This window comes from Nitrospirota bacterium, from assembly GCA_016180645.1.
GTDB lineage: Bacteria > JACPQY01 > JACPQY01 > JACPQY01 > JACPQY01 > JACPAV01.
Genome location: JACPAV010000014.1, coordinates 1 through 19,335, shown reverse-complemented (window position 1 = coordinate 19,335; position 19,335 = coordinate 1). Strand labels below are relative to the sequence as shown.

Genomic DNA, 19,335 nt, shown 5'->3' with positions numbered 1-19,335 from the left:
CCGAGATCGGTGAGAAGTATCAAGTCAAGACTTGACCCCAACGACTACCGCTGAGGCTCGATCATCACCTTGAGGGCGTCCCGGGCCTCTAGTGCCAGTCGAAAGCCCTTGCCGATCTCACCCAGGCCCAGCCGGTGGGTGATCATGTTCTTCAGGTGGAGCCGCCCGCTTCGGATCAGCGCGAGAGCCTCGTTCGAATCGGCCGGAGCGCTGCCGTACGTGCTCGTCAAGGTGATTTCGTTCCGCCAGAAGAGGTCGTTGAACGGCAGGGAGACCGGCTGATTTCCGTTGCATGGCGCCGAGAAGAGGACCGTGCCGCCGCGCTCCACGCATCGATGCGACTGGGCGATCGCCTCCGGTGCGCCCGCGCAGAGAATCACAAGGTCGGCAAGCCGCCCTTCATTCATCGAGCGGAGGCGGGCCGGCACGCCATCTTCCGCCTCGAAGGTGGAAATCGCGCCGAAGGTCCGGGCGGCCTCAAGACGCATGGGGGAAAGATCCACGCCAAAGACTCGTCCCGCGCCCAGCACGAACGCCACATTCACGTACAGCAGCCCCGAGGCGCCCGTGCCCATCACCAGCACGGTGAGGCCCGGCCGGAAGCGCGCCAGCCGGAGGCCGCGCACCACGCACCCCACCGGCTCCACCATCGAGCCCTCCTCGTACGACACGCCATCGGGAAGTCTCACCACGCCAAGCTGAACGTTGATGGCCGGCAGGCGGACGAATTCGCAGAAGCCTCCGGGATCGAAGTTTGTGCGCCGGAGGGTGTCGCAGGTGGTTTCGTGTCCGGTCCGGCAGTAGTGGCAGTTGAGGCAGGGCACGTGGTGCGTCACCGAAACGCGATCCCCCACCTTGAAGCCCTCGACGCCTTCGCCCGCCTCGACGATTTCCCCCGCCACCTCATGGCCCAGTACCACCGGGACCCGATTCGCCCGGTACCATTCCATCAAGTCACTCCCGCAAATTCCGCTGGCGTGGATTTTGACGAGGACCTCGCCGGGACCGATTTTCGGGACGGGCTTCTGCTCCACCCGAACGTCCTTATTGCTGTAGTACATTCCTACGCGCATGGTAGCTTTTCTACCCCACCCAACCTCCCCTTGCAAAGGGGCGGAGCCGGAAGACTCTTTCGCTTGTTATCTCGCCTTCCGGGATTTCGGCAACTGAGCCACCTCCTCTCTTCCGCGGGCGAGGGATTCGTACAGATCGAACGCCTCCTTGGCCGTTGCTTTCTGGTGGACCACCGCCCGCACGGCGCGGATCATGGCCACCGGATGTTCGGATTGGAAGATATTCCGGCCCATGTCGACTCCCGAAGCCCCACCCTGGATGGCGTTGTACGAAAGTTCCAGCGCCTCCCGTTCGGGGAGTTTCTTCCCGCCTGCGATGACCACGGGCACCGGCGTCCCTTGCACCACTTTCTCGAAATCCTTGCAGAAATACGTCTTCACGTAGTGGGCTCCGATCTCGGCGGCGATCCGGCAGCATAATCCGAGGTAACGGGCATCGCGCTCCATCTCGCGGCCGACCGCGGTGATCGCCAACACCGGCATCCCCCAATCCTCCGCCTCGTTCACCAATCGGCCGAGATTCACGATATTGCGCCGTTCGTTCTCGGAACCGACGAAGATGGACATGCCCACGCCCACCGCGTTCAGACGGACGGCCTCCTGCATGGACGTCGTGATCTCCTCATCGGAAAGCTCTTTGAGCACGCTCGGCCCGCCTGAAACTCGCAGCACTACGGGAGCGTTCGTGGAGGGATCGACGCAATTTCGGAGTAGCCCGCGCGTGCACATCAGCGCGTCGGCATGCGGCAGGAGCGGCGCCACCACATCCCTCGGCGATTCCAGGCCGGTGGTCGGACCTTGAAAATACCCGTGATCCACGGCCAGCATGACGGCGCGGCCCGTTTCCGGCCGGAACACGGCGGACATTCTGTTTTTCATTCCCCAATCCATCGTTTTCTCCTTTGGGCCGCATTATTCCATTTTCGGGCGGTGAGGGGCAAGCCGGTTCCGGCTCTGGCGTTTTGCGCCGTGTCCCTGCGGTGGTTATACTCTTGCCATGGTTGATGCAGCTCAAATCCAGCAAAGGCTCTCTCTAGGAGAAGATTCCAGGACCGAGTTCAAGGGCGTCGCAAAGGCGGGTTTCGACGTTGATCTCGACATCATGGCCAAGGCAATCGTGGCCTTCGCCAATTCCGGGGGCGGCGTCATCCTCATCGGCGTAGAGGATGATGGAAGTCTCTCCGGCATCGGGGACATGGGGCAAGCCGACTCCATCATGCGTAAGGTCAGTCAAGCATGTCGGGATAAAGTTCATCCGCCAATTTCCTGTACGCAAAACAAGATCATGGTCGGAGAAATGCCCCTTCTTGTTGTGGAAATCCCCGGGTTTTCTACGGACAGACCTTTTAGGGCAGGACACCTTTACTACGTCAGAGACGCCAACCGGTCGCGAGAGGCTTCACGCGATGAGCTTGTGAGGCTTCTCCAATCCGCCGATTCCCACTTCGACGAAACACCGGTATCAGGCTCGACCTACGAAGACTTGGACCAGCAGGCCACGAGCGAATTTACCCAAGAAATGTATGGGAGGAATTTCACGGAAGAGGAACTCCCTCGCTATCTCCAAGAATTGAAATGCCTCGACCCAAGTGGGATCCCTACCCTCGCAGGAATTCTTTTCTTCGCAAAGTTTCCCGGGAAATGGCTCCTTGATGCCAGGATCTCCGCCGTCCGCATTCGAGGAAAAGAGTTCAGGCATGATGTCAAGGATCAACAAGACATCACAGGGAGGATTTCCCAACAATTGGAGTCGGTTCTCGCATTCATCAGAAAACAGATTGTGTCCCCCTCACACATCGAGGGATGGGACCGTGTGGAACAACCGGGACCAGGTGGCATACCTGAAGAAGCCCTGCGGGAGGCGGTCCTCAATGCCCTTGCTCACCGGGACTACCGGGCCAGCTCACAAATTCGCCTATTCGTCTTCGATGACCGGATTGAAATCGTGAACCCAGGCGGCCTCTTGAACAAGCTGACGATCGAGAACATCAAGAACGGAATCACTCAGCGCCGGAATCCGATTATTTCCGCTCTCTTGAATCGCACGACCAAGCGGGAGAGCATCGGATTTGGCGTCCCCGAGATGATCCGGCGCATGAGACAACTTGGGGCTCCGGACCCCGATTTCAGGGAGGAAGGGGGGCACTTCCGAGTGGTGCTCAGCGGTCGTGTAGTCAGACCTTGATTACAGATTCCCCCTCCTCACCCTACCTTTGGTGGGACAAGATCATCCCAGGGGAAAGGATTTCCCTTGCGTTTGTGAAGATCGACAGGGAGGGGTCCACACAGGAGAAGAAGGAGCTGATCGAGGGGCAATGGCGCAAGCGCAACAATCGCTACTGGGCGGCCGTAGAGGCGGCCGCGCGTGGTTTTCATGCCGTCCAACCGCTGACCTGGCAGGGGGACGGCGTCATGATTTACCTCACCGATGATGAAGGAACACCGGCGCCCGTTCGGGGTTTTCAGCTTGCAAAGAATCTCTGGGAAGAGGTGTGTGTTTCACTGGGGTTGCAGGCTCGGATTGCCGTGAGTTCCGCAACCGTGGAATGGGAGCCTGAAACGGGAAAGATGTCTCACCAGGCCATTGACTTGTGCGGGCATCTGGAGCAGGCCACGCCTTCCAACTCCGTTGCGGTTACGGAGGATGTCTATCTAATGCTGCCCGAGCGCGAACGACCTGAACATTTCCCGTGTCTCGGTCTTTCCGAGAAGGATCATGTGGTGGCATACGTTTTCCCCCCGGCGGCGCGTGAGCGAGCCGATCCGGAGAAGTTTCTCCCCGACAAGGATCTGAAGTATTGGGACAAATTCAGGTACTACTCGAACAGCCCGGAGATAAAAAATCTTCGTTACGTCGGTTTCCGCCTCACCAGAAAGGAACCCCCGGTCTTGGGCCTCCTGGATGTGTTTGTCTCACCTCACATCAAACAAGCTGAGAAAGAAAGCACTACGGACGGCATCATCCCCTTCGACCGACCTTCCAGTGAGGCCGCAAAGACAGACGTCGAGGCGGGTAAAGTGCTGTCGCCTCTCTTAACACGCGATCTGGCGGAAGCCCTTCGGGTAAATCGACGGATCGTCCTGCTGGGGGAACCTGGATCGGGGAAAACGACGGTCCTCAGGTGGCTGGCCGTCGTTTCGTCCGAGGGAAGGATCGGTCTTGATCGGCAATTGGGCTTCAGTGAAAGACTTCTGCCTTTGCCTGTCAGTGTGGGCCATCTGGCCGAAATGAGGAACTCCATGACAGGAAGCCCCTCGGTTCCAGATGCCATGGCGCGGTATTTCCACGAGCGGAATGTTGGGCAGGAAGATGAACTTCGGACCTTCCTTCACCGCTCCCTGGAACAGGGAGAATGTTTGGTCCTGCTCGATGGGTTGGATGAGGTAAAAACCGAAAACCGGCATGCGACCCGCGCCTGGCTTGAAACATTCATCACCGCATATCCAAGAAATCGGTTCATCATTTCTTCGCGAACAGTCGGCTATTCCGGTTTCGAAATGAACGACAAAGCCGAAATCTATCTGGATTCATTCGACGACCGCCAGGTTGAGACCTACGTTAGGGCATTCACGCGGGCTTACCGGAAATGGGAGATCGGCGGTGACGATCCGATGGCTCTCCGTGATGCGGATAAGCTCCTCTCCAGGCTTCGGGAGAATCCGCGCCTGTCGGAGGTCGCTCGAAACCCGTTCGCTCTCTCGGCCCTTGCCCTCATCCACCGAGCTGAAGGAGATCTCCCTCACCACAGGGTTCTGGCGTACGAGATATTCTCCCGCGCCCTTTGCGAAACGTGGGAGACCGCTCGACGACTCGTTTCCGGCCATGTATCGGGTCGGCCCATCCCGTATGCGGAACAGGCCGTGCCCGTCCTCGGACATCTCGCACTCAACCTGCATCGAGAGTGGCCGACGGGAGCGGCCCCAAAAGAGTTCGTGATCGACGTCCTCGCGGAAAAGATTCGAGAGAGAGAAAAGCTGTCCAAGGCCGAGGCCCGTCGCGTGGCCGCGGTGTTTCTGGACAAGGCCGGGGAAGAGGTCCAAATCCTCATTGAAAGAGGCCCCGGCCAGTGGGGGTTCATGCACTTGGAGTTTCAGGAGTTCTTTGCGGCTGTTGGCCTGCACGCTGAAGGCAATTTTGAGAGCGAGGTTCTTCAACATCTCCATGATCCAAGATGGCAGGAGGTCATTCGCCTCGGGACAGGCTACATGGGCCACGTCCAGAATCGTCAGGAAGATGCAAGGAATCTCGTCGAACATTTCATGAACCTTCGTCAGGGCGGGAGGCGGAATTGGATCACCAAGATTCTTCACAAGCAGGATGTCCTGGCCGTTCTTCTAGGCGCGGAGGTAACGGAAGCATTGCCGCAAGACCTAAGGGCGACCATTGCAACAAACTTCGTCAAGACTTTCCCAAGAATCCCTTTTCAGGTTTGGAAGTGGGCTTTGAGGGAAGTTCGTCACTCCGGCCTGCACGGTGAAATCTCAAGAGCCTTGGTCAAAATGAGACGAGGCCAAGTGTGGTGGCCTGACGAGGATCCCATTGAAGCTTTGATCACAAAACTCCACGGCGGTGATCCGCCCCTTTCGTGGTTGGCCGGAACAGAACTGGGCAGGAGGAAAACTCCGGAAACCGAGAAAATCCTGATCGAGGCGCTTCAGAGCCGCGACGACACTGTCCGCGCTTCTGCAATCAACGGTTTGACGTGGGCACGGAGCGCCAGAGCGAAAGAAGAGGTTTTCAAGGCCATCAACGACAACAGCCCGGTTGTCCGATTCACCTCGACGCTGGTATTGGGCCTTTTCAGGAGCGCCCAATCGATTCGGACGCTCTTGAACATCCTGTCCGATGATTCCAACCCGAAAGTAAGAAGCGCCGCTGCCCAAGCCTTGGCTCAATTGGGAAATCCCGATGCGTTGGGTCCCCTTGAGGAGCGGTTTAAGCGTGAAAGTGACGGTGACACCCGCCGGGAGGTCGCCTTTGCTCTGGCACGGATTGGAGGTTCCGATGCGGAAAGAATACTGCTCGACGCCTCCCAGGACCGAAGACCGGAAATTCGCGCACCCGCCATACTTGCACTGGCCGGCATGCGCTCTCCACAGGCGAAAGATGCGTTGCTGAAGGCGTTGATGGATGGAAGCCCGGATGTGAAACGGGCAGGAACCCTCGGCGTATCAGCCGCCCGGATGTTTGACGCAGTTCCAAGGCTCCTGAAGATGCTCACACAAGAATCGGATCCCAGGGTGCGCGCCCCGGCTGCCATGGCCCTTGGCGAGATCGGTGATCGAAAAGGCCTGCGACCGCTCCTTGCCGCCTTGCTTGACAAGAACGTGGAAGTCAGAAGATCGGCTGCCATCGCGGTGGGCAGACTTGGACAGGAAGAGGGCGTCCAACCGCTTCTCCGACTGCTCAAGAAACGAACTCCGCGTTCTCTGGACGGTGCAGCCGCAATCGAGGCTCTATGGAGCATTTCCGATTCGCTTCCACCCTCGCCATCAGCACGTAGAGCTATCAAGAAGAAGCGGAAGATCCGGCATTCGTGACGCTTGCCCACACTTTCAGTTCGGTCGGCCGAATCCTCTTCGATCTGGGCCTTGTCGGGTCGCACAGTGGGAACATGAGTGTGAGGATCGGGCAGGCCATTTTCATCACGAGGCATGATGCAATGCTGGGGGTTCTGAGGGCGAAGGACATTGTGAAGGTACCCCTCACCCTGACCCTCTCCCGCCAGCCCGCCGCGGCGGGCAAGGGGAGAGGGAGATCAAGAACCCCCTCCGTGGATGTCGAGATCCACCGGGCCATCTATGCTCTGACGGGCGCAAGGGCCATCGTGCACGCGCATCCCGTTCAGGCTGTGGCTCTCTCCTTACACCGGAGGGACGTCGTTCCGGTGGATGTTGAAGGCATTCATCACCTTCAGCGCGTTCCCGTCGTCGGCGCCAACACCATCGAGAGCTACCGGAAGATGCCGCGCATCTTGCCCGGAGTGCTTCGGGAGCATCGGATCGCCGTGATGCGGGGCCACGGCTCATATGCCATCGGGGCTACACTCGAAGAAGCGCTGCATTTGACCTCCGCTCTGGAATTCTCCGCCGCCATCCTGTCGAAATCATCCCGGTGATATAATGGCGGCGTGATGCGTCTGAGATTTCTCCTGCCGGCCCTTTTGGTCCTCGGAATCACTCATCCTGCGATGGCCGCACCCCCCAAGTCGCGGTCCACGGTCGCCCTCTTCGTCTCGGCGGATGTGCCCAAGCCCGTTTCGTTCGAAGTGCAGCGCATTCTTCGCAGTCGCGGGATTGACTTCAAGGCGGTGCGACTCCGGGTCAAGACCGACCGGACCGCCGTCTACAGCAGGGAAACGAAGGGCAGACTGGCGCGGCGACTCAGTGGATGGCTCGGCAGCATCCCGATCGAGGCGTTCGATTGGGATTCCCCCTTCGAGGCCGTCATCTACCTGGCCCGCGACTACCGGGCAAAACCAGCGCAGCCCCGGATCGTTGCGCAGCGCGTGGTACGCCGGGGCACTTCCCTGGGAGCGCTCGTGGCCCGGTTGGACCACTTGGGGCAAGGCAGGCCCGCTTCCATCAGCGGAGAGGAAGGTCGCCGGCCGAGAACCGCACTCCCCGCTCCGGACGTGCTGGCGTGGAACGATCTCCTGAATCGCGTGGAGCACCTCGAATCCCGGCTGAGACCCGAACTGGGCCAGCTGGTCGCCCTCGTCGGCTCGCCTTTGGAACGCACCGTGGAATGGAGCCTCGGCAACCCCGGCTGGATCAAACTTCAGGGCCAGCCGATCGACCCCGGAAATGAAGAGCCGGTGGCGGAGCTTGCGAACGCCACAGGGCCGAAACAGGCGGACCGTCCCGTGCCCCTGCCGCCGAGCCGCCGCATTCACATCGCAGGATTCCTTTCCATCCTCAGCCCCTCGGCCAAGACCGGGCAGGTTTTCGGCCAGCTTCTCGGCCCCGCCATCGACGTCGGCTTCGTATGGCGTGAGCCATGGATCGTTCAGGCATCGATGGGTTATTTCTCCGGCTCGGCGAGCCTTTCCCGATCCGACGGCCGGACCGATACTTCCAATTTGACCCGGATCCCCTTCGGCATCCTCGTCCTTTTCCCACTGGGCGGTTCGGAATTCGCCCGACCTTTCGTGGGGGTCGGCCCGGCGTTCCAGTATCAGTCCCTCAGCAACAGCGCCGTTTTCAATCCCACGAACCAGGGGGGAGATTCCAAATTCGGTTTCGGTTTCGAACTCAAGGGCGGCGCGCAGTTCGGACTCTTCCGCCGCTTGAAATGGGTCACGGAGGTGTCTTGGCAGGCCGCGGAGGAGACGCTTGCCGGTTCCCGTGAGGGCTCCGGCATCCGATTCTCCCTCGGGATCGGGTTCTGACGGCCCTTTCAGCTTGTCACCCCGGTGATTAATGACTTGCAATGGGCCTCATGCCTGTGATACATGGCTTTACGCTCACAAATTGAAATTGAAACCGAAAGGAGATTCGACATGGCAAAAGGAAAATCAAAAGAACTGATCATCTCGAAGAGCCGAACGAAGGGCGCCGCCAAGGGTCACAACGTTTCGTCGGAATTCTACGGCGCGTTGGACAAGGTCGTCCGCGACCTGATCGGTCAGGCGATCTCGCGCTGCAAAGCGAACGGTCGCAAGACGCTGAAACCGAGCGACCTGTAGGGGCATTCGTTCCCGGCCGCTCTCTGGCCTGAATTGCGGGCGTTGGGTCCGCCGAAGAAGTTCAGAGGTCGGCCGGTATCACGACCGGCCGAAAGGCCGGATCGTTGCCGAGGAGGGAGCAAAGCGATCATGAGACAGGCAAAAGATACTCAGGAACTCGCGACATGGGTGGGCGCCAACACGCGCCGATTCCGTGCAAAGGTGGGGATGACGCAGGAGCAATTGGCGAAGGCGCTCAAGCTTTCCGCCAATTACCTGGGACTGCTCGAAAGGGGACAGCGGATGCCGTCCTTCGACACGATTTTCACGCTGGGCCAGGTCCTTCGTGTCTCCCCTTCCGACCTTTTCAAGCCGCCGGCCCGATAGGGCACCCGCCGGGTTCAGAGAAAAAGCCGGAGATCCTCCCGCCCCGTGAGGGGCGTGCGGGCCTCTATTTCCTTGGAGGAATCGAGGGAGCTTCCTGGCGATCCAGAGCGCGGAAGATTCCCCGGTTGAGCCACTCCCCCCCGTCCATCGTGAACACGTCGCCGTTGACGAAGTCCTCCGGCTTCCGCACGTCCATTTGAACGGTCAGCACCTCGATCTTCCTCTTGCGAAGATCCTCCGCAGCGGAATCGAGGTTCTCTTTTTTTCGACTCGCGAGAACCAGCCTGGCTCCCAGCCGCCCGAATTCATCGGCCATGGCCTTCCCGAGACCGGTGCCGCCGCCGGTGATGACGGCGACTTGATCTTTCAGCGAGCCAAGGGGAAGCATCGGCGGATGCTACAGGACCGGAGACGTCGGATCAAGATGAGGGGCGCAAGCGCTGCGCAAGGACCTCGCCGAGAACGCGGCTCAACTCCTGGATTCGGAACGGCTTCGGCAGGCAGCCCAGGAAACCGTACCGGCGAAAGTCCGACATCACGGGGTCGCTGGAGTAACCGCTTGCGCAAACCACCCTTGCTTCGGGATCGATCTTGAGCAGCTCGGCCACGGCCTCCTTCCCCCCCATGCCGCCGGGAATCGTAAGATCCATCATCACCAGGTCGAACCGCAGCCCGGCCTCCATGGCCCGGCGATACACATCGATGCCGGATTCCGCATCTTGCACCACTTCCACCGTGTACCCGAGCTTCTTCAACAGCCGCTCGGCCGCGATCAGCACGTGTTCATCGTCATCCACCACGAGCACCCGTCCTTCGCCCATCGCCACTTCCATCTTTTCTTCCAGTGCGGGGATCACGCGCCCTTCGGAGGCCGGGAGGTAGACGGCAACGGTCGTCCCGACGCCCACCTTCGAGTCCACGGCGAGATAACCAAGGTGCCGGGCCACGATGGAATGAGCCACCGTCAGTCCGAGACCGCTCCCCCTCGGCTTGGTGCTGTAGTAGGGCTCGAATATCTTCTGAAGGTTTTGGGGCGGGATGCCCGGGCCGTGGTCTCCAATCGTCACCACCACATACTGACCACTCTTGAGCGGCAGCACGTGCCCGGGACCGACATACACGTTCTCCGCCTTGATTTCGGCCACGCCGCCCTGAGGCATGGCCTGCCATGCGTTGATCACAAGGTTTGCCACGGCCTGACTGAGCTGGACCGTATCCGCCTCCACGGGCCATAGATCCTCCGGCAACGCGAACTCACATTTCACCCGGGTTCCTTTCACCGCCAGATCCGCGGCATCGCGAACGAGAGGCGCGAGATCCACCGTCTTCTTGACCGGTGCCCCGCCCAGCGAGAGTGTGAGGAGCTGCTGCGTAAGTTGCCGGGCGCGCAGAGCGGCCTTCTCCGCGTCGGCCATGGCGGCGAAGAGTTCGGTGTCCGCCTTCCCCTCTTTCTTCGCCACGGAGACGTTCGCGAGGATGCCGGTCAGAATATTGTTGAAATCGTGCGCGATCCCGCCGGACAGGAGCCCGATCGATTCCATCTTGCTCACCCGGATGCGCTCCGCCTCGGCGCGCTTCCGTTCGGTGACATCCCGGTACTGCCACAGATGAGCGATGAACTTTTGATGATCGGTGACGATCGGAATGTAGTCGCGCTCGAAGACGCGTCCATCCGCCATGCGCACTTCCTCGCCGATGACTCCCTCCCGCCGCTCCACGATCTCGTCGATCCGCTGCACAAGCGTCTCGCCCTCCGCGAACTGATCCTTGTCGCGCACCGCCGCCTCCTTACAATCCGCACCGATCAGTCGGTCGGGCGAAACGGGAACCGAGAACATGTTGCAGAAAGCCTGGTTCACCACGAAGATTTTTCGTTGTTCGGATTCCACGAGCACCCCCGCCTGCATGTTTTCGACCAGCGATCCGAACAACGCCACGCTTTCCTTCCGGGCTTCGACAGCCATTTTCTGCTCCGTGACGTCCTGCAACGCAACGAGAAACTCGTCGAAGCCGGGCAAGACCGAGTGAGAAATCCTGCACTGCATCAGCGTTCGGTCTGCCCTAATGATCTCCGTCTCGTACCGGCCGGAAATGCCGCGATTGATCTCCTCCCACCGCTCAAGCATGAAGGCCTTGCGATGCTCCGGTATGAACTCCATGAACGATCGGCCTGTGAGGTCTTGCTGCCGATACCCTGTCACATCTTCGAGCCGGGGGTTGAAGTAGCCAAAGGTCCCGTCTCGCCTCACGGTGAAGATCAGGTCCATCGAGTTGTCCAGTATTCCCTGCAAGTAGGTCTTTTCCCGCTGGAGGGCTTCCTCCGCCCGCTTCCGCTGAGTGATGTCCGAGGTGATGCCGTCCAGACGCACCACGGACCCCTTCTCGTCCTTGACCACCCAACCCCGGGACCGAAGCCAGCGGATTTCACCGTCCGGCCTCCGGATCCGGTACTCCGTGTCGGACTTGCCCTTCTCCATGATCTCCGTTCCGAAATCCACGCGATCCCGGTCTTCCGGAAGGACCACGTCTAAATAGGACCGGGTGTTCTCGAGGATGGGTGCGATGGGGTGCCCGAGAATCCGCTCGGCTGCCGGGCTCACGTACAAGAATTTCCGGTCCCATGGCGATTGCGACCAGATGATCGCGTCGAAGGTATCCAGGATGCTGAGGAGTTGCTTCTGCGCGGCCTGGGCCGTCTCTTCGGCCTTGCGTTGATCCGTCACGTCCCGGAAATTGACCACGATGCCCGCGATGGCCGGGTCGCCGAGCAGGTTCTTGCCGGTGGCCTCCACCGTTCTCCACGATCCATCTTTCCGGCGGATGCGATTGGTGAAGTGCCTCGTCTCTTCGGGATGCTCAACGGAATGGGTGAACTCACTGACCGAGGCGCCGAGGTCATCCGGGTGCATGAACTCGAAGGCCGACTGGCCGAGGTATTCGTCCAGGGAATAGCCGAGAACCTCTTCCACCATTCGGCTGGCATAGCGGATGGTGCCGTCGCGATTCACGATCATGACCGGGTCCAGCGCGTTCTCCACGATGATCCGAAACCGCTCCTCGCTGCGACGAAGCGTCTCCTCGATTTTCTTTCTTTCGGAAAAATCCAGGCTCAGACCGAGGCAACCGACGATTTTTCCGGTCCAATCGTGCAGAGGCTCCACAAACGATTGGAAGGGATGGCCCTGCCATTCCATTTCGTAGGATACTTTCTCACCCTTCAGCGCGCGGGCCGCCGCAGACAACGCGGGATTCGCGGGGTCGCGCGTCTGCATGTAGTCATACAGGCTCATCCCCACCGTCTCGTTCGGCTTGACCCCGAGGGGCGCCAGTCCCGCCCCGAGGATGGAAGTGATCTTGAGGTCGGTATCCACCGACCAGAGAATGGCCGGGATACGATCGACGAGGAAGCGAAGTTCGGACTCGCGCCGCTGGGCGAGGTCGCGATCCCGGGCGGCGATCTCAAGCCGTTCGCTCCGGAGCATCAGCCAGGCACCCCCTCCCACGGTCAGGATCAGGAAGACCACCGTCCAGAGCTGCATGGCAAAGGCATGGCGGGCCTTGGCCACCACCGTGGAGTGAGCCGTGTGAAGCTTGATCCGCCAGTTCAGGTTCTCGACCTCGGCGGACGACCACGCCACCACTTCTTCGCTCGGTTTTCCCCGTCCCGTGCGGTCTGGGGAGAATCCCTCGGCCGTTCCTTCCGGCTCCTCCGTGGCGCGGGTCAGAAACCGGCCTTCGCGGCTTTCAGGATCGACCCCCTCAAGAACCCCCTTCCCCACCATCGACGGAACACGCGTGTGCAGGAGGAACCGATGAGCGCCGTCCACCACGCAGATGAAACTGGCCGGCGCCGCCTTCTCGGTTGTGGAGACATAGAGCTGGAGCATTCGGTCCACGTCGATGACCAGTCCCGTCACTCCCGCAAACCGGTTCGTTGCTTTGCGATGGGAGGTGCCGGTTGTTTCCTCGTAGGTCGGCATGATCAGGAGGACTTCCTGCCCTCCACCCGGAATACTCCGCACGTCGCCAAACCGCGCATGTCCACGGTGGGAGAGTTGGCGTGCCCAGTCGAACATCTCCTTTTCGGACCAGAGGCGGCGATGCGCCGGTCCCTCGCCGTCTCCCCGCACCTTCGCCACCTCACGGCCCGAGGCGTCGACCCGGAACGCCTCCTTGACCAAGCTCCGGGGAGATTCACGCACAAACTTGAGGAGCCTGTCCGACATGAAGGGTTGATCGAGGTACTGGATCGGCGGGCGATTGTTAAGCTGCTTGAGGTCCGACACCATGACTTCAAGACGCGCATGAACGGACAGGGCCACCGTGCGCACCAAGGCCAGTTGGAATCGGTTGAAATCGACAGCGGTTTCATCCACCGTATGCCGGTAGCCGTTAATCGCCGAAGCGACGATCAGGAGCAGGATCGCGCCTGTACCGAGCAGAATGGTTCGTTTCTTTGTCAGCATCCGCCGCTCTGAAACCTAGTCCAATTGCCGCGGTTGTTCAATAGGCGCGGTCACACTTCCGCGCTTGCGCACCCGCCCCTCCATGAGGTAAACGTGACCCTCAGCATGGCCGAGTACACTACATTTCTGGTCGAGAGAAAAAACGGCGCCGTCTGGATCACGCTGAACCGGCCGGACATGCGAAACGCCATGAGCCCCGAAATGGGGGATGAGTTCTCGCGATGCATCGCAGAACTCCGGGACGATCGCGAGGCCCGGGTGGTGGTGGTAACCGGAGCGGGCAAATCGTTTTCTTCAGGGGGGGACCTCCGAAGCACCTCGATGGACCTCCAAGCCCCTGTACCCGAACGGCGCGAAGGGTTCCTCAGGTTCTACCCGAAGTTCTTGTGCATCACGCAGTTGGAGATCCCGACGGTGGCCATGATCAACGGCCATGCCGTGGGCGCCGGCATGATGCTCGCCCTCGCGTGCGATCTACGCGTCATGTCGACCGAAGCGAAAATCAGCACCGGGTTCCTGCGGATCGGGCTCAGTCCCGGCATGGGCGGCACCTACTTCATGCCGCGGCTGGTGGGACTCTCCAAGGCCCTCGAATTGATCTGGACCTCCGAGATGATTGAAGCCCAGGAGGCGCATCGGGTCGGGCTCGTCAACAAAATCGCTCCTCCGGACAAACTCCGGGAAGTGACGGAAGCGTTCGTGGGCAAATTGGCGAAGGGGCCGGCGATCCCGATGAAGTTGGTGAAGCGCGCCGTCTATCGCCAGGCCGAAACGGATCTTCGAGCCGCGCTGGAATACGAGGCGCTCTGCCAGACGATCGTGACGCAAACGGAAGATCTGGTCGAAGGCGTGAGCGCCTTCATCCAAAAGCGCGAACCGGAGTTTAAGGGACGGTAGACGCGGGCTTCAGCCCGCGTCTTGTGCGCAGCCTGAAGGCCATGTTCCATGTGGCCCATTCCCTGGGCCACAACCTATCATGGCCCCATGCCATCCTAGGCAAGGGGCTGCGGCTACCAGGATGGGGAGGCCAGGCATTGTGGATCTCCCACTCCCCGTCGGCCCCGAATTGACGAAGCCCTCGCGCCTGTGCTAATTCGGCTCCGGTTCGAAATTCCCTTTCGATCCCCATTGCGGAGGCAACCATGTTCAAGAAGGTGGACCACATCGGAATCGCCGTCCCGAGTCTGGAGGGCGCGCTGAAGTTCTACGAGGAGGTCCTCGGCATCCACCCGGATCATTTCGAAGAGGTGGAAGAACAGAAAGTCCGCACCGCCTTTATTCCGGTGGGCGAGACCCACATCGAGCTCCTGGAGCCGACCTCGCCGGACAGCCCGATCGCGAAATTCATCGACAAGCGGGGACCCGGCATCCACCACCTGGCGCTCGGCGTGGAGAACCTCGAAGGAAAACTGGCCGACTGCAAGGCGAAGGGCGCGCAGCTCATCGATGAGAAACCCCGCGTCGGCGCCCACGGGAAGAAGATTGCGTTTATCCACCCGAAATCAACGGGCGGTGTTCTTCTGGAACTTTGCGAAACGCCCAGGAAAAAGTAGAAGGAGGAAACCCATGTTTGTTCTCGATGACGGAAAAAGAGTCGTGGTCCCGCGGACGGAGCTCACGTATCCCGGTCACGACATGAAGTTCCACCGCAACGCGGCAGACCCGGTGAAATCCCCGGTCGATCTCGTGATGGCGGACCTCGAGGACGCCTGCCCCTACGAGTTCAAGGGCGACGTCAGCCGCAAGACGATCGTGGAGGCCTTCAACACGCTCAACTACGGGCCGAAGGTCGTCACGTTCAGGCCCAACAACATCAAGTCGTCGTTCTTCGAAGCCGACGTTCGTGCCGTGGTCACCGGCGCGCCCAACCGGTTCCACGGCATCATCCTTCCGAAGATTTTCGGGCCGGAAGATGTGCGGCTGGTAGACAAGCTCCTGACGGAGTGCGAGAAGCAGGCCGGCTGGACGTACAAGATCCAGATCGAAACGCTGATCGAGAATCCGGTTTCGCTCGAAAACGCCTACGAGATCGCCGCCTCCTCGCCCCGGATGGCGGGGCTCATTTTCGGCATCGCCGACTACGCCTCCTGGATGCGGATTCGCAATATCGTGGAGGATCAGAACGTCAATTTCGGATATGCAAAGCAGCGCGTGTGCGCCGCCGCGAAGGCGCACGGCCTGCACGCCATCGACAATGTGTTCCTCCGCCTTCCCCGCAAGGGTGCATCACCGGAGGACGTGGCTGCCATAGAACGCGGGATTCGTGAGAAGAACATGGGGGCCGCGGCGCTTGGAATGGACGGCACGTGGGTGATCCATCCCAGTCAGGCCGCAATTTCCAACGAGTGCTACACGCCGTCGAAGGACGAGATTGACAACGCCAAGCGCGTCATCGAGCTCTATCACGAACAGGGCGGCGGGGCGATGTTCGACCACCACCGGGGCGAGATGGTGGATGAGGCCACGGCCAAGATGGCGCTGGGCGACCTGAGCAAGGGCGTTCAAGCCGGCCTCGTGGAAGCCGCGTACCTGGCGGACAAAGCCGCGCGCAGCGCGAAGATCACGGGATATGACATTCTGAAGGCGGCCAAAGAGGTACGGGCGAACGCCTGAGAATGCGCGTCCGCCTCGAGAACTTCGGCGGCATCGTCGCATTTGAAAAGCCGGCGCTCCTGGTGCTGGCCGACCGCGCCCTCATGCGGAAGATGGGGCACGAAGGCGGCGCCCGCTGGTCGGGCGAGACCTCCGTGGGGCTCCTCTCGGGGCCCGTGGAAGTGCATCTCTCGATTACGGATTTCTGTTCCAATGGTTGCCGTCATTGCTACTCCAACTCCACACCCGCGCCGTCCTTCCGCCCCCCCCTCGACGTCCTGAAGCAGCGGGTGGATGATCTTCACCGCCTGGGCGCTCTCCACGTGGCTCTCGGCGGCGGGGAACCGTTCACCTTCGATGGGCTGTTCGATCTCGCCGCTTACATCCGCGAAAAAGGGATGATCCCCAATGTCACCACGAGCGGGAGGTCCATGACGGAAGAGCAGGCACGCCAAAGCCGTATCTTTGGCCAGGTCAATGTCAGTCTCGACGGCGTGGGGGAGGCGTATGCGGTCCATCGCGGATATCGGGGATTCGAGGCGGCCGATCGGGCCCTTCGGCTTCTCCGGCGGCGCGTCAAACGCGTCGGCATCAACTGCGTGGTGAGCCGGAAGAATTTCGAGGTGCTCGAAGAGGTCGTTCGCTACGCCAAATCGCTGAAGCTCAACGAGGTCGAATTCCTCCGGTACAAACCGACGGGGCGAGCCGCAGGCAGGAAGCCTGCGGCACTCGCAACCTCTCGCTCCGGCCAAGGATGGCCGGATGACGCGGCGAGTGCGGCGGCGTCCAGTTACGAAAGCACGCGCCTCACGGAAGCCCAGGGCCGATCGTTTTTTCCACTCCTGTTTGAATGGACTCGCCGGCACCGCATCCGGCTGAAATCCGACTGCTCGTTCGTGCCATTCCTTTGCTATCATGACCCCGGCGTGGAGCGATTGGAGCACTTCACCGTTCAGGGATGCGTCGCGGGGAACTACCTCATGGCGGTGCACGCGGATGGTTCGGCTTCCGGATGCAGCTTCTGGACCGGCGCCGAGGCCCCGCTGGCCGAGCTTCCAAATACATGGGAAGATCCCGGGCGTTTTGCCGTGTTCAGGAACTGGAATCAAGATGCGCCTGAACCATGTCAATCCTGCGCGTACCTTCACCTTTGCCGGGGCGGATGCCGGGCGGTCGCCGCTTTCGCGACAGGTGATGCCCGTCAGCCGGACCCCGAATGCCCCAAAGTCATCGACTACCACCGGGAACGGATCTCGGGCGACGCCGTTGGACACTGAGCCCATCCGACTCTTCCTTGAGGACTTCCGAAAGCCGCTCCTCGTACTCCACGCGCTGTTCGCCTTCGCCGCCACCGGGTCCAGTTTTCACCACCTGGCCGCCCTGATCCAGTATCAGCGTGGATCGACGATCCGAAACCGGCTGGAGAAACTTCACTCCCGGATCCTGCCGGCCGCGTACGTTGCGACGGTTGCCTTGGGCCTTCTGACCTATCCCACCTATCGTTATCGCGTGCGCGCCGCCTATTTCGACTCTCACCTGCCGCGGCTCTCGAATTGGTTCGACCTCAAAGAGGCGTGGGGCGCCGTCGGTCTTCCGCTCGTTCTGGCCATCGCGTGGATCGGGCCGTCTTTCGATCCCAAGAACGACCGGAGCGGGCTTCCTTTCTACTTATTCCTGTCCGGTGCCACGGCGCTGATCGTATTGTTCAACGTGGTCTCCGGCCTGGCCATTGTCTCCTACCGGGCGGTTTGACATGCCCACGGCGACCAACCGCCATCTTGCCGCAAGCACTTTTGTCACCGGATATCTCGCGGCATTCCTGTATGCGTATCTCGTGCCCACTCGACTCCTCTGGTACGAACCGGTCGAACGCGTCTGGCGTTTCGCAGCCTCGGGGAGCCTCGTCGGAATGGATTTCTACGGCAGGATCATCCTTGCGCTCACAGCGGGAACCGTCGCCTCCGCCGTCGCAACCGGTCTTTCGAGATCGCTGCGGGCCAACTTCAATCCCAAATCATTTCTGCCGCGGATGATGGCGGGTTATGCGGTGATCTTGACGGTCTCCGCCCTCGTCGCGTTGGCCTGGTTGTTCTCGCACCGTTCGATCATCCCGCCGGATCTGCCGTGAACATCCCCCATGGAAAGGAGATCCTCATGAATGAGATGAAGAAGCTGGTTTTCAAACCCGTTTGGTCCGCCGTCGTGGCCTCGGTCATGACCACACTTCTGGTCCATACCCTCTTTCTGGCCACGACCACCGCCCGTGCGGAGAAAGAGCACAGCCCGGATGCCCCTATCGCACGCGCCCAGCTCTACGTGGTGAAAGACGAACAGGGAAAGAATCGGGCCTTTTTCGGACTCCTCCCCGACGGCTCCGTGGGCATGAGGATCATGGACAAAGAGGGCGTCCTCCGCACCCAGTTCACGGTCTCCCAGAAGGGGTCCGCCGGCCTTGTACTCACTCACAAGAACGCCAAATCCGTGGCCAGTTTTTTCATCGCGGACGACGGCCAGCCCGGATTCACCATGACCGACGCCAAAGGGGAGTCGCTGATCGTGAGCCAGCCCGCCTCCTCGGCCCAGCGGCCGGGCGCTGCCGCCTCGCCGGGAACCGAACTCCCTTCTTCACTCTGGAATTTCGGTTCGCGGGTCTCCCCCGAAGAAGCGGAACGCGAGCGCGACCGGCGCCGGCGCAAGGACGAGTGCCTCCGCACCTGCCAGGGCTTCAAAGACACGGAGATCCAGAAGTCATGCCTGACTCAGTGTCAGTAGAGAACCTTCTTGGACCTTGAGTCCATCCGGCGCCCCTCCACGCACTTTCTCTTCCCAGGACCTTGACGAGGCGCCAACCCACCCCTCAATCACGAAGCGATCGCGTATGCTGGAAATCGCCAGGCCTGTCGGCACCGGTACAGGATAGGGAAAAAGACACACTCAACGTCATGGTTCAATCTCCTGAGAACTGCGAAAATGCCGCAAACGGGCCTTGCAGCCCGGGAGAGCCGCGAATTCCGCCTTTCTGCTGGTTACGCCCCTATTGTGACTGATTGGTCTTGCGATCTATCGGACACGGCGTACGATGCTTTCGATGGCCACGGCAAGCCCTCGAATCTTGAAAACAACCAAGAGCAATCGAGGTCTTGTGCTCAC

The 19,335-nt window shown here is 60.7% G+C and carries 17 protein-coding genes; 13 read left to right on the top strand and 4 right to left on the bottom strand.

Going from position 1 to position 19,335, the window contains the following annotated elements:
- Window positions 1-44: 44 nt before the first annotated feature.
- A complete protein-coding gene (locus tag HYT87_09765; protein ID MBI2060044.1) occupies window positions 45-1,073 on the bottom strand; it encodes an alcohol dehydrogenase catalytic domain-containing protein in 1,029 nt (342 codons plus the stop codon).
- A 66-nt stretch (window positions 1,074-1,139) separates the two neighbouring features.
- Window positions 1,140-1,964 (bottom strand): 3-hydroxy-5-phosphonooxypentane-2,4-dione thiolase, encoded by an 825-nt coding sequence (gene lsrF, locus HYT87_09760; GenBank protein ID MBI2060043.1) that lies wholly within the window; start codon window positions 1,962-1,964, stop codon window positions 1,140-1,142.
- A 106-nt stretch (window positions 1,965-2,070) separates the two neighbouring features.
- On the opposite strand from lsrF, the gene HYT87_09755 reads away from it, so the two are divergent.
- The 6 genes from HYT87_09755 to HYT87_09730 all read left to right on the top strand — a co-directional run bounded on the left by HYT87_09755 (window position 2,071) and on the right by HYT87_09730 (window position 9,127).
- Window positions 2,071-3,258: a putative DNA binding domain-containing protein gene (locus HYT87_09755; GenBank protein MBI2060042.1), complete on the top strand. Its 1,188-nt coding sequence runs from the start codon at window positions 2,071-2,073 to the stop codon at window positions 3,256-3,258.
- Between the two features lie 74 nt (window positions 3,259-3,332).
- On the top strand, window positions 3,333-6,614 hold the full coding sequence (locus HYT87_09750) for a HEAT repeat domain-containing protein (protein ID MBI2060041.1): 3,282 nt from the start codon (window positions 3,333-3,335) through the stop codon (window positions 6,612-6,614).
- On the top strand, window positions 6,611-7,192 hold the full coding sequence (locus HYT87_09745) for a class II aldolase/adducin family protein (protein MBI2060040.1): 582 nt from the start codon (window positions 6,611-6,613) through the stop codon (window positions 7,190-7,192). Before HYT87_09750 ends, HYT87_09745 begins: the two co-directional genes overlap by 4 nt.
- A 12-nt stretch (window positions 7,193-7,204) precedes the next feature.
- A complete protein-coding gene (locus tag HYT87_09740; GenBank protein ID MBI2060039.1) occupies window positions 7,205-8,464 on the top strand; it encodes a hypothetical protein in 1,260 nt (419 codons plus the stop codon).
- 135 nt (window positions 8,465-8,599) lie between these two features.
- A complete protein-coding gene (locus tag HYT87_09735) occupies window positions 8,600-8,761 on the top strand; it encodes a DUF1931 domain-containing protein (protein ID MBI2060038.1) in 162 nt (53 codons plus the stop codon).
- A gap of 129 nt (window positions 8,762-8,890) precedes the next feature.
- Window positions 8,891-9,127 carry a helix-turn-helix transcriptional regulator gene (locus HYT87_09730; protein MBI2060037.1) on the top strand — a complete coding sequence of 79 codons (237 nt, stop codon included), beginning with the start codon at window positions 8,891-8,893 and terminating at the stop codon, window positions 9,125-9,127.
- A 64-nt stretch (window positions 9,128-9,191) separates the two neighbouring features.
- On the opposite strand, the gene HYT87_09725 is transcribed toward HYT87_09730, so the two are convergent.
- Complete coding sequence (locus HYT87_09725) at window positions 9,192-9,515, bottom strand: SDR family NAD(P)-dependent oxidoreductase (protein MBI2060036.1); 324 nt, start codon at window positions 9,513-9,515, stop codon at window positions 9,192-9,194.
- A 31-nt stretch (window positions 9,516-9,546) separates the two neighbouring features.
- Window positions 9,547-13,593, bottom strand: coding sequence for a PAS domain S-box protein (locus tag HYT87_09720; protein ID MBI2060035.1), 4,047 nt, complete (start codon window positions 13,591-13,593; stop codon window positions 9,547-9,549).
- A gap of 105 nt (window positions 13,594-13,698) precedes the next feature.
- On the opposite strand from HYT87_09720, the gene HYT87_09715 reads away from it, so the two are divergent.
- The 7 genes from HYT87_09715 to HYT87_09685 all read left to right on the top strand — a co-directional run bounded on the left by HYT87_09715 (window position 13,699) and on the right by HYT87_09685 (window position 18,957).
- Complete coding sequence (locus HYT87_09715) at window positions 13,699-14,490, top strand: enoyl-CoA hydratase/isomerase family protein (GenBank protein ID MBI2060034.1); 792 nt, start codon at window positions 13,699-13,701, stop codon at window positions 14,488-14,490.
- A 245-nt stretch (window positions 14,491-14,735) separates the two neighbouring features.
- Entirely contained in the window at window positions 14,736-15,146 is a 411-nt protein-coding gene (gene mce / locus HYT87_09710) for a methylmalonyl-CoA epimerase (GenBank protein MBI2060033.1), read from the top strand.
- A gap of 13 nt (window positions 15,147-15,159) precedes the next feature.
- A complete protein-coding gene (locus HYT87_09705) occupies window positions 15,160-16,206 on the top strand; it encodes a CoA ester lyase (GenBank protein ID MBI2060032.1) in 1,047 nt (348 codons plus the stop codon).
- Window positions 16,207-16,208: 2 nt separating this feature from the next.
- Window positions 16,209-17,462: a radical SAM protein gene (locus HYT87_09700; protein MBI2060031.1), complete on the top strand. Its 1,254-nt coding sequence runs from the start codon at window positions 16,209-16,211 to the stop codon at window positions 17,460-17,462.
- Window positions 17,452-17,937 (top strand): hypothetical protein, encoded by a 486-nt coding sequence (locus HYT87_09695; protein ID MBI2060030.1) that lies wholly within the window; start codon window positions 17,452-17,454, stop codon window positions 17,935-17,937. Before HYT87_09700 ends, HYT87_09695 begins: the two co-directional genes overlap by 11 nt.
- Before the next feature lies 1 nt (window position 17,938).
- Window positions 17,939-18,313 carry a hypothetical protein gene (locus tag HYT87_09690; protein MBI2060029.1) on the top strand — a complete coding sequence of 125 codons (375 nt, stop codon included), beginning with the start codon at window positions 17,939-17,941 and terminating at the stop codon, window positions 18,311-18,313.
- A 26-nt stretch (window positions 18,314-18,339) separates the two neighbouring features.
- Complete coding sequence (locus HYT87_09685; protein MBI2060028.1) at window positions 18,340-18,957, top strand: hypothetical protein; 618 nt, start codon at window positions 18,340-18,342, stop codon at window positions 18,955-18,957.
- Window positions 18,958-19,335 lie beyond the last annotated feature (378 nt).

Excerpts from the sequence above, each read along its gene's own strand:
- HYT87_09705 (MBI2060032.1), top strand. The coding sequence starts at position 15,160 with ATGTTTGTTCTCGATGACGGAAAAAGAGTCGTGGTCCCGCGGACGGAG.
- HYT87_09730 (MBI2060037.1), top strand. The coding sequence starts at position 8,891 with ATGAGACAGGCAAAAGATACTCAGGAACTCGCGACATGGGTGGGCGCC.
- HYT87_09700 (MBI2060031.1), top strand. The coding sequence starts at position 16,209 with ATGCGCGTCCGCCTCGAGAACTTCGGCGGCATCGTCGCATTTGAAAAG.
- lsrF (MBI2060043.1), bottom strand. The coding sequence starts at position 1,964 with ATGGATTGGGGAATGAAAAACAGAATGTCCGCCGTGTTCCGGCCGGAA.
- HYT87_09685 (MBI2060028.1), top strand. The coding sequence starts at position 18,340 with ATGAATGAGATGAAGAAGCTGGTTTTCAAACCCGTTTGGTCCGCCGTC.
- HYT87_09720 (MBI2060035.1), bottom strand. The coding sequence starts at position 13,593 with ATGCTGACAAAGAAACGAACCATTCTGCTCGGTACAGGCGCGATCCTG.
- HYT87_09765 (MBI2060044.1), bottom strand. The coding sequence starts at position 1,073 with ATGCGCGTAGGAATGTACTACAGCAATAAGGACGTTCGGGTGGAGCAG.
- HYT87_09755 (MBI2060042.1), top strand. The coding sequence starts at position 2,071 with ATGGTTGATGCAGCTCAAATCCAGCAAAGGCTCTCTCTAGGAGAAGAT.
- HYT87_09715 (MBI2060034.1), top strand. The coding sequence starts at position 13,699 with ATGGCCGAGTACACTACATTTCTGGTCGAGAGAAAAAACGGCGCCGTC.
- HYT87_09725 (MBI2060036.1), bottom strand. The coding sequence starts at position 9,515 with ATGCTTCCCCTTGGCTCGCTGAAAGATCAAGTCGCCGTCATCACCGGC.
- HYT87_09690 (MBI2060029.1), top strand. The coding sequence starts at position 17,939 with ATGCCCACGGCGACCAACCGCCATCTTGCCGCAAGCACTTTTGTCACC.
- mce (MBI2060033.1), top strand. The coding sequence starts at position 14,736 with ATGTTCAAGAAGGTGGACCACATCGGAATCGCCGTCCCGAGTCTGGAG.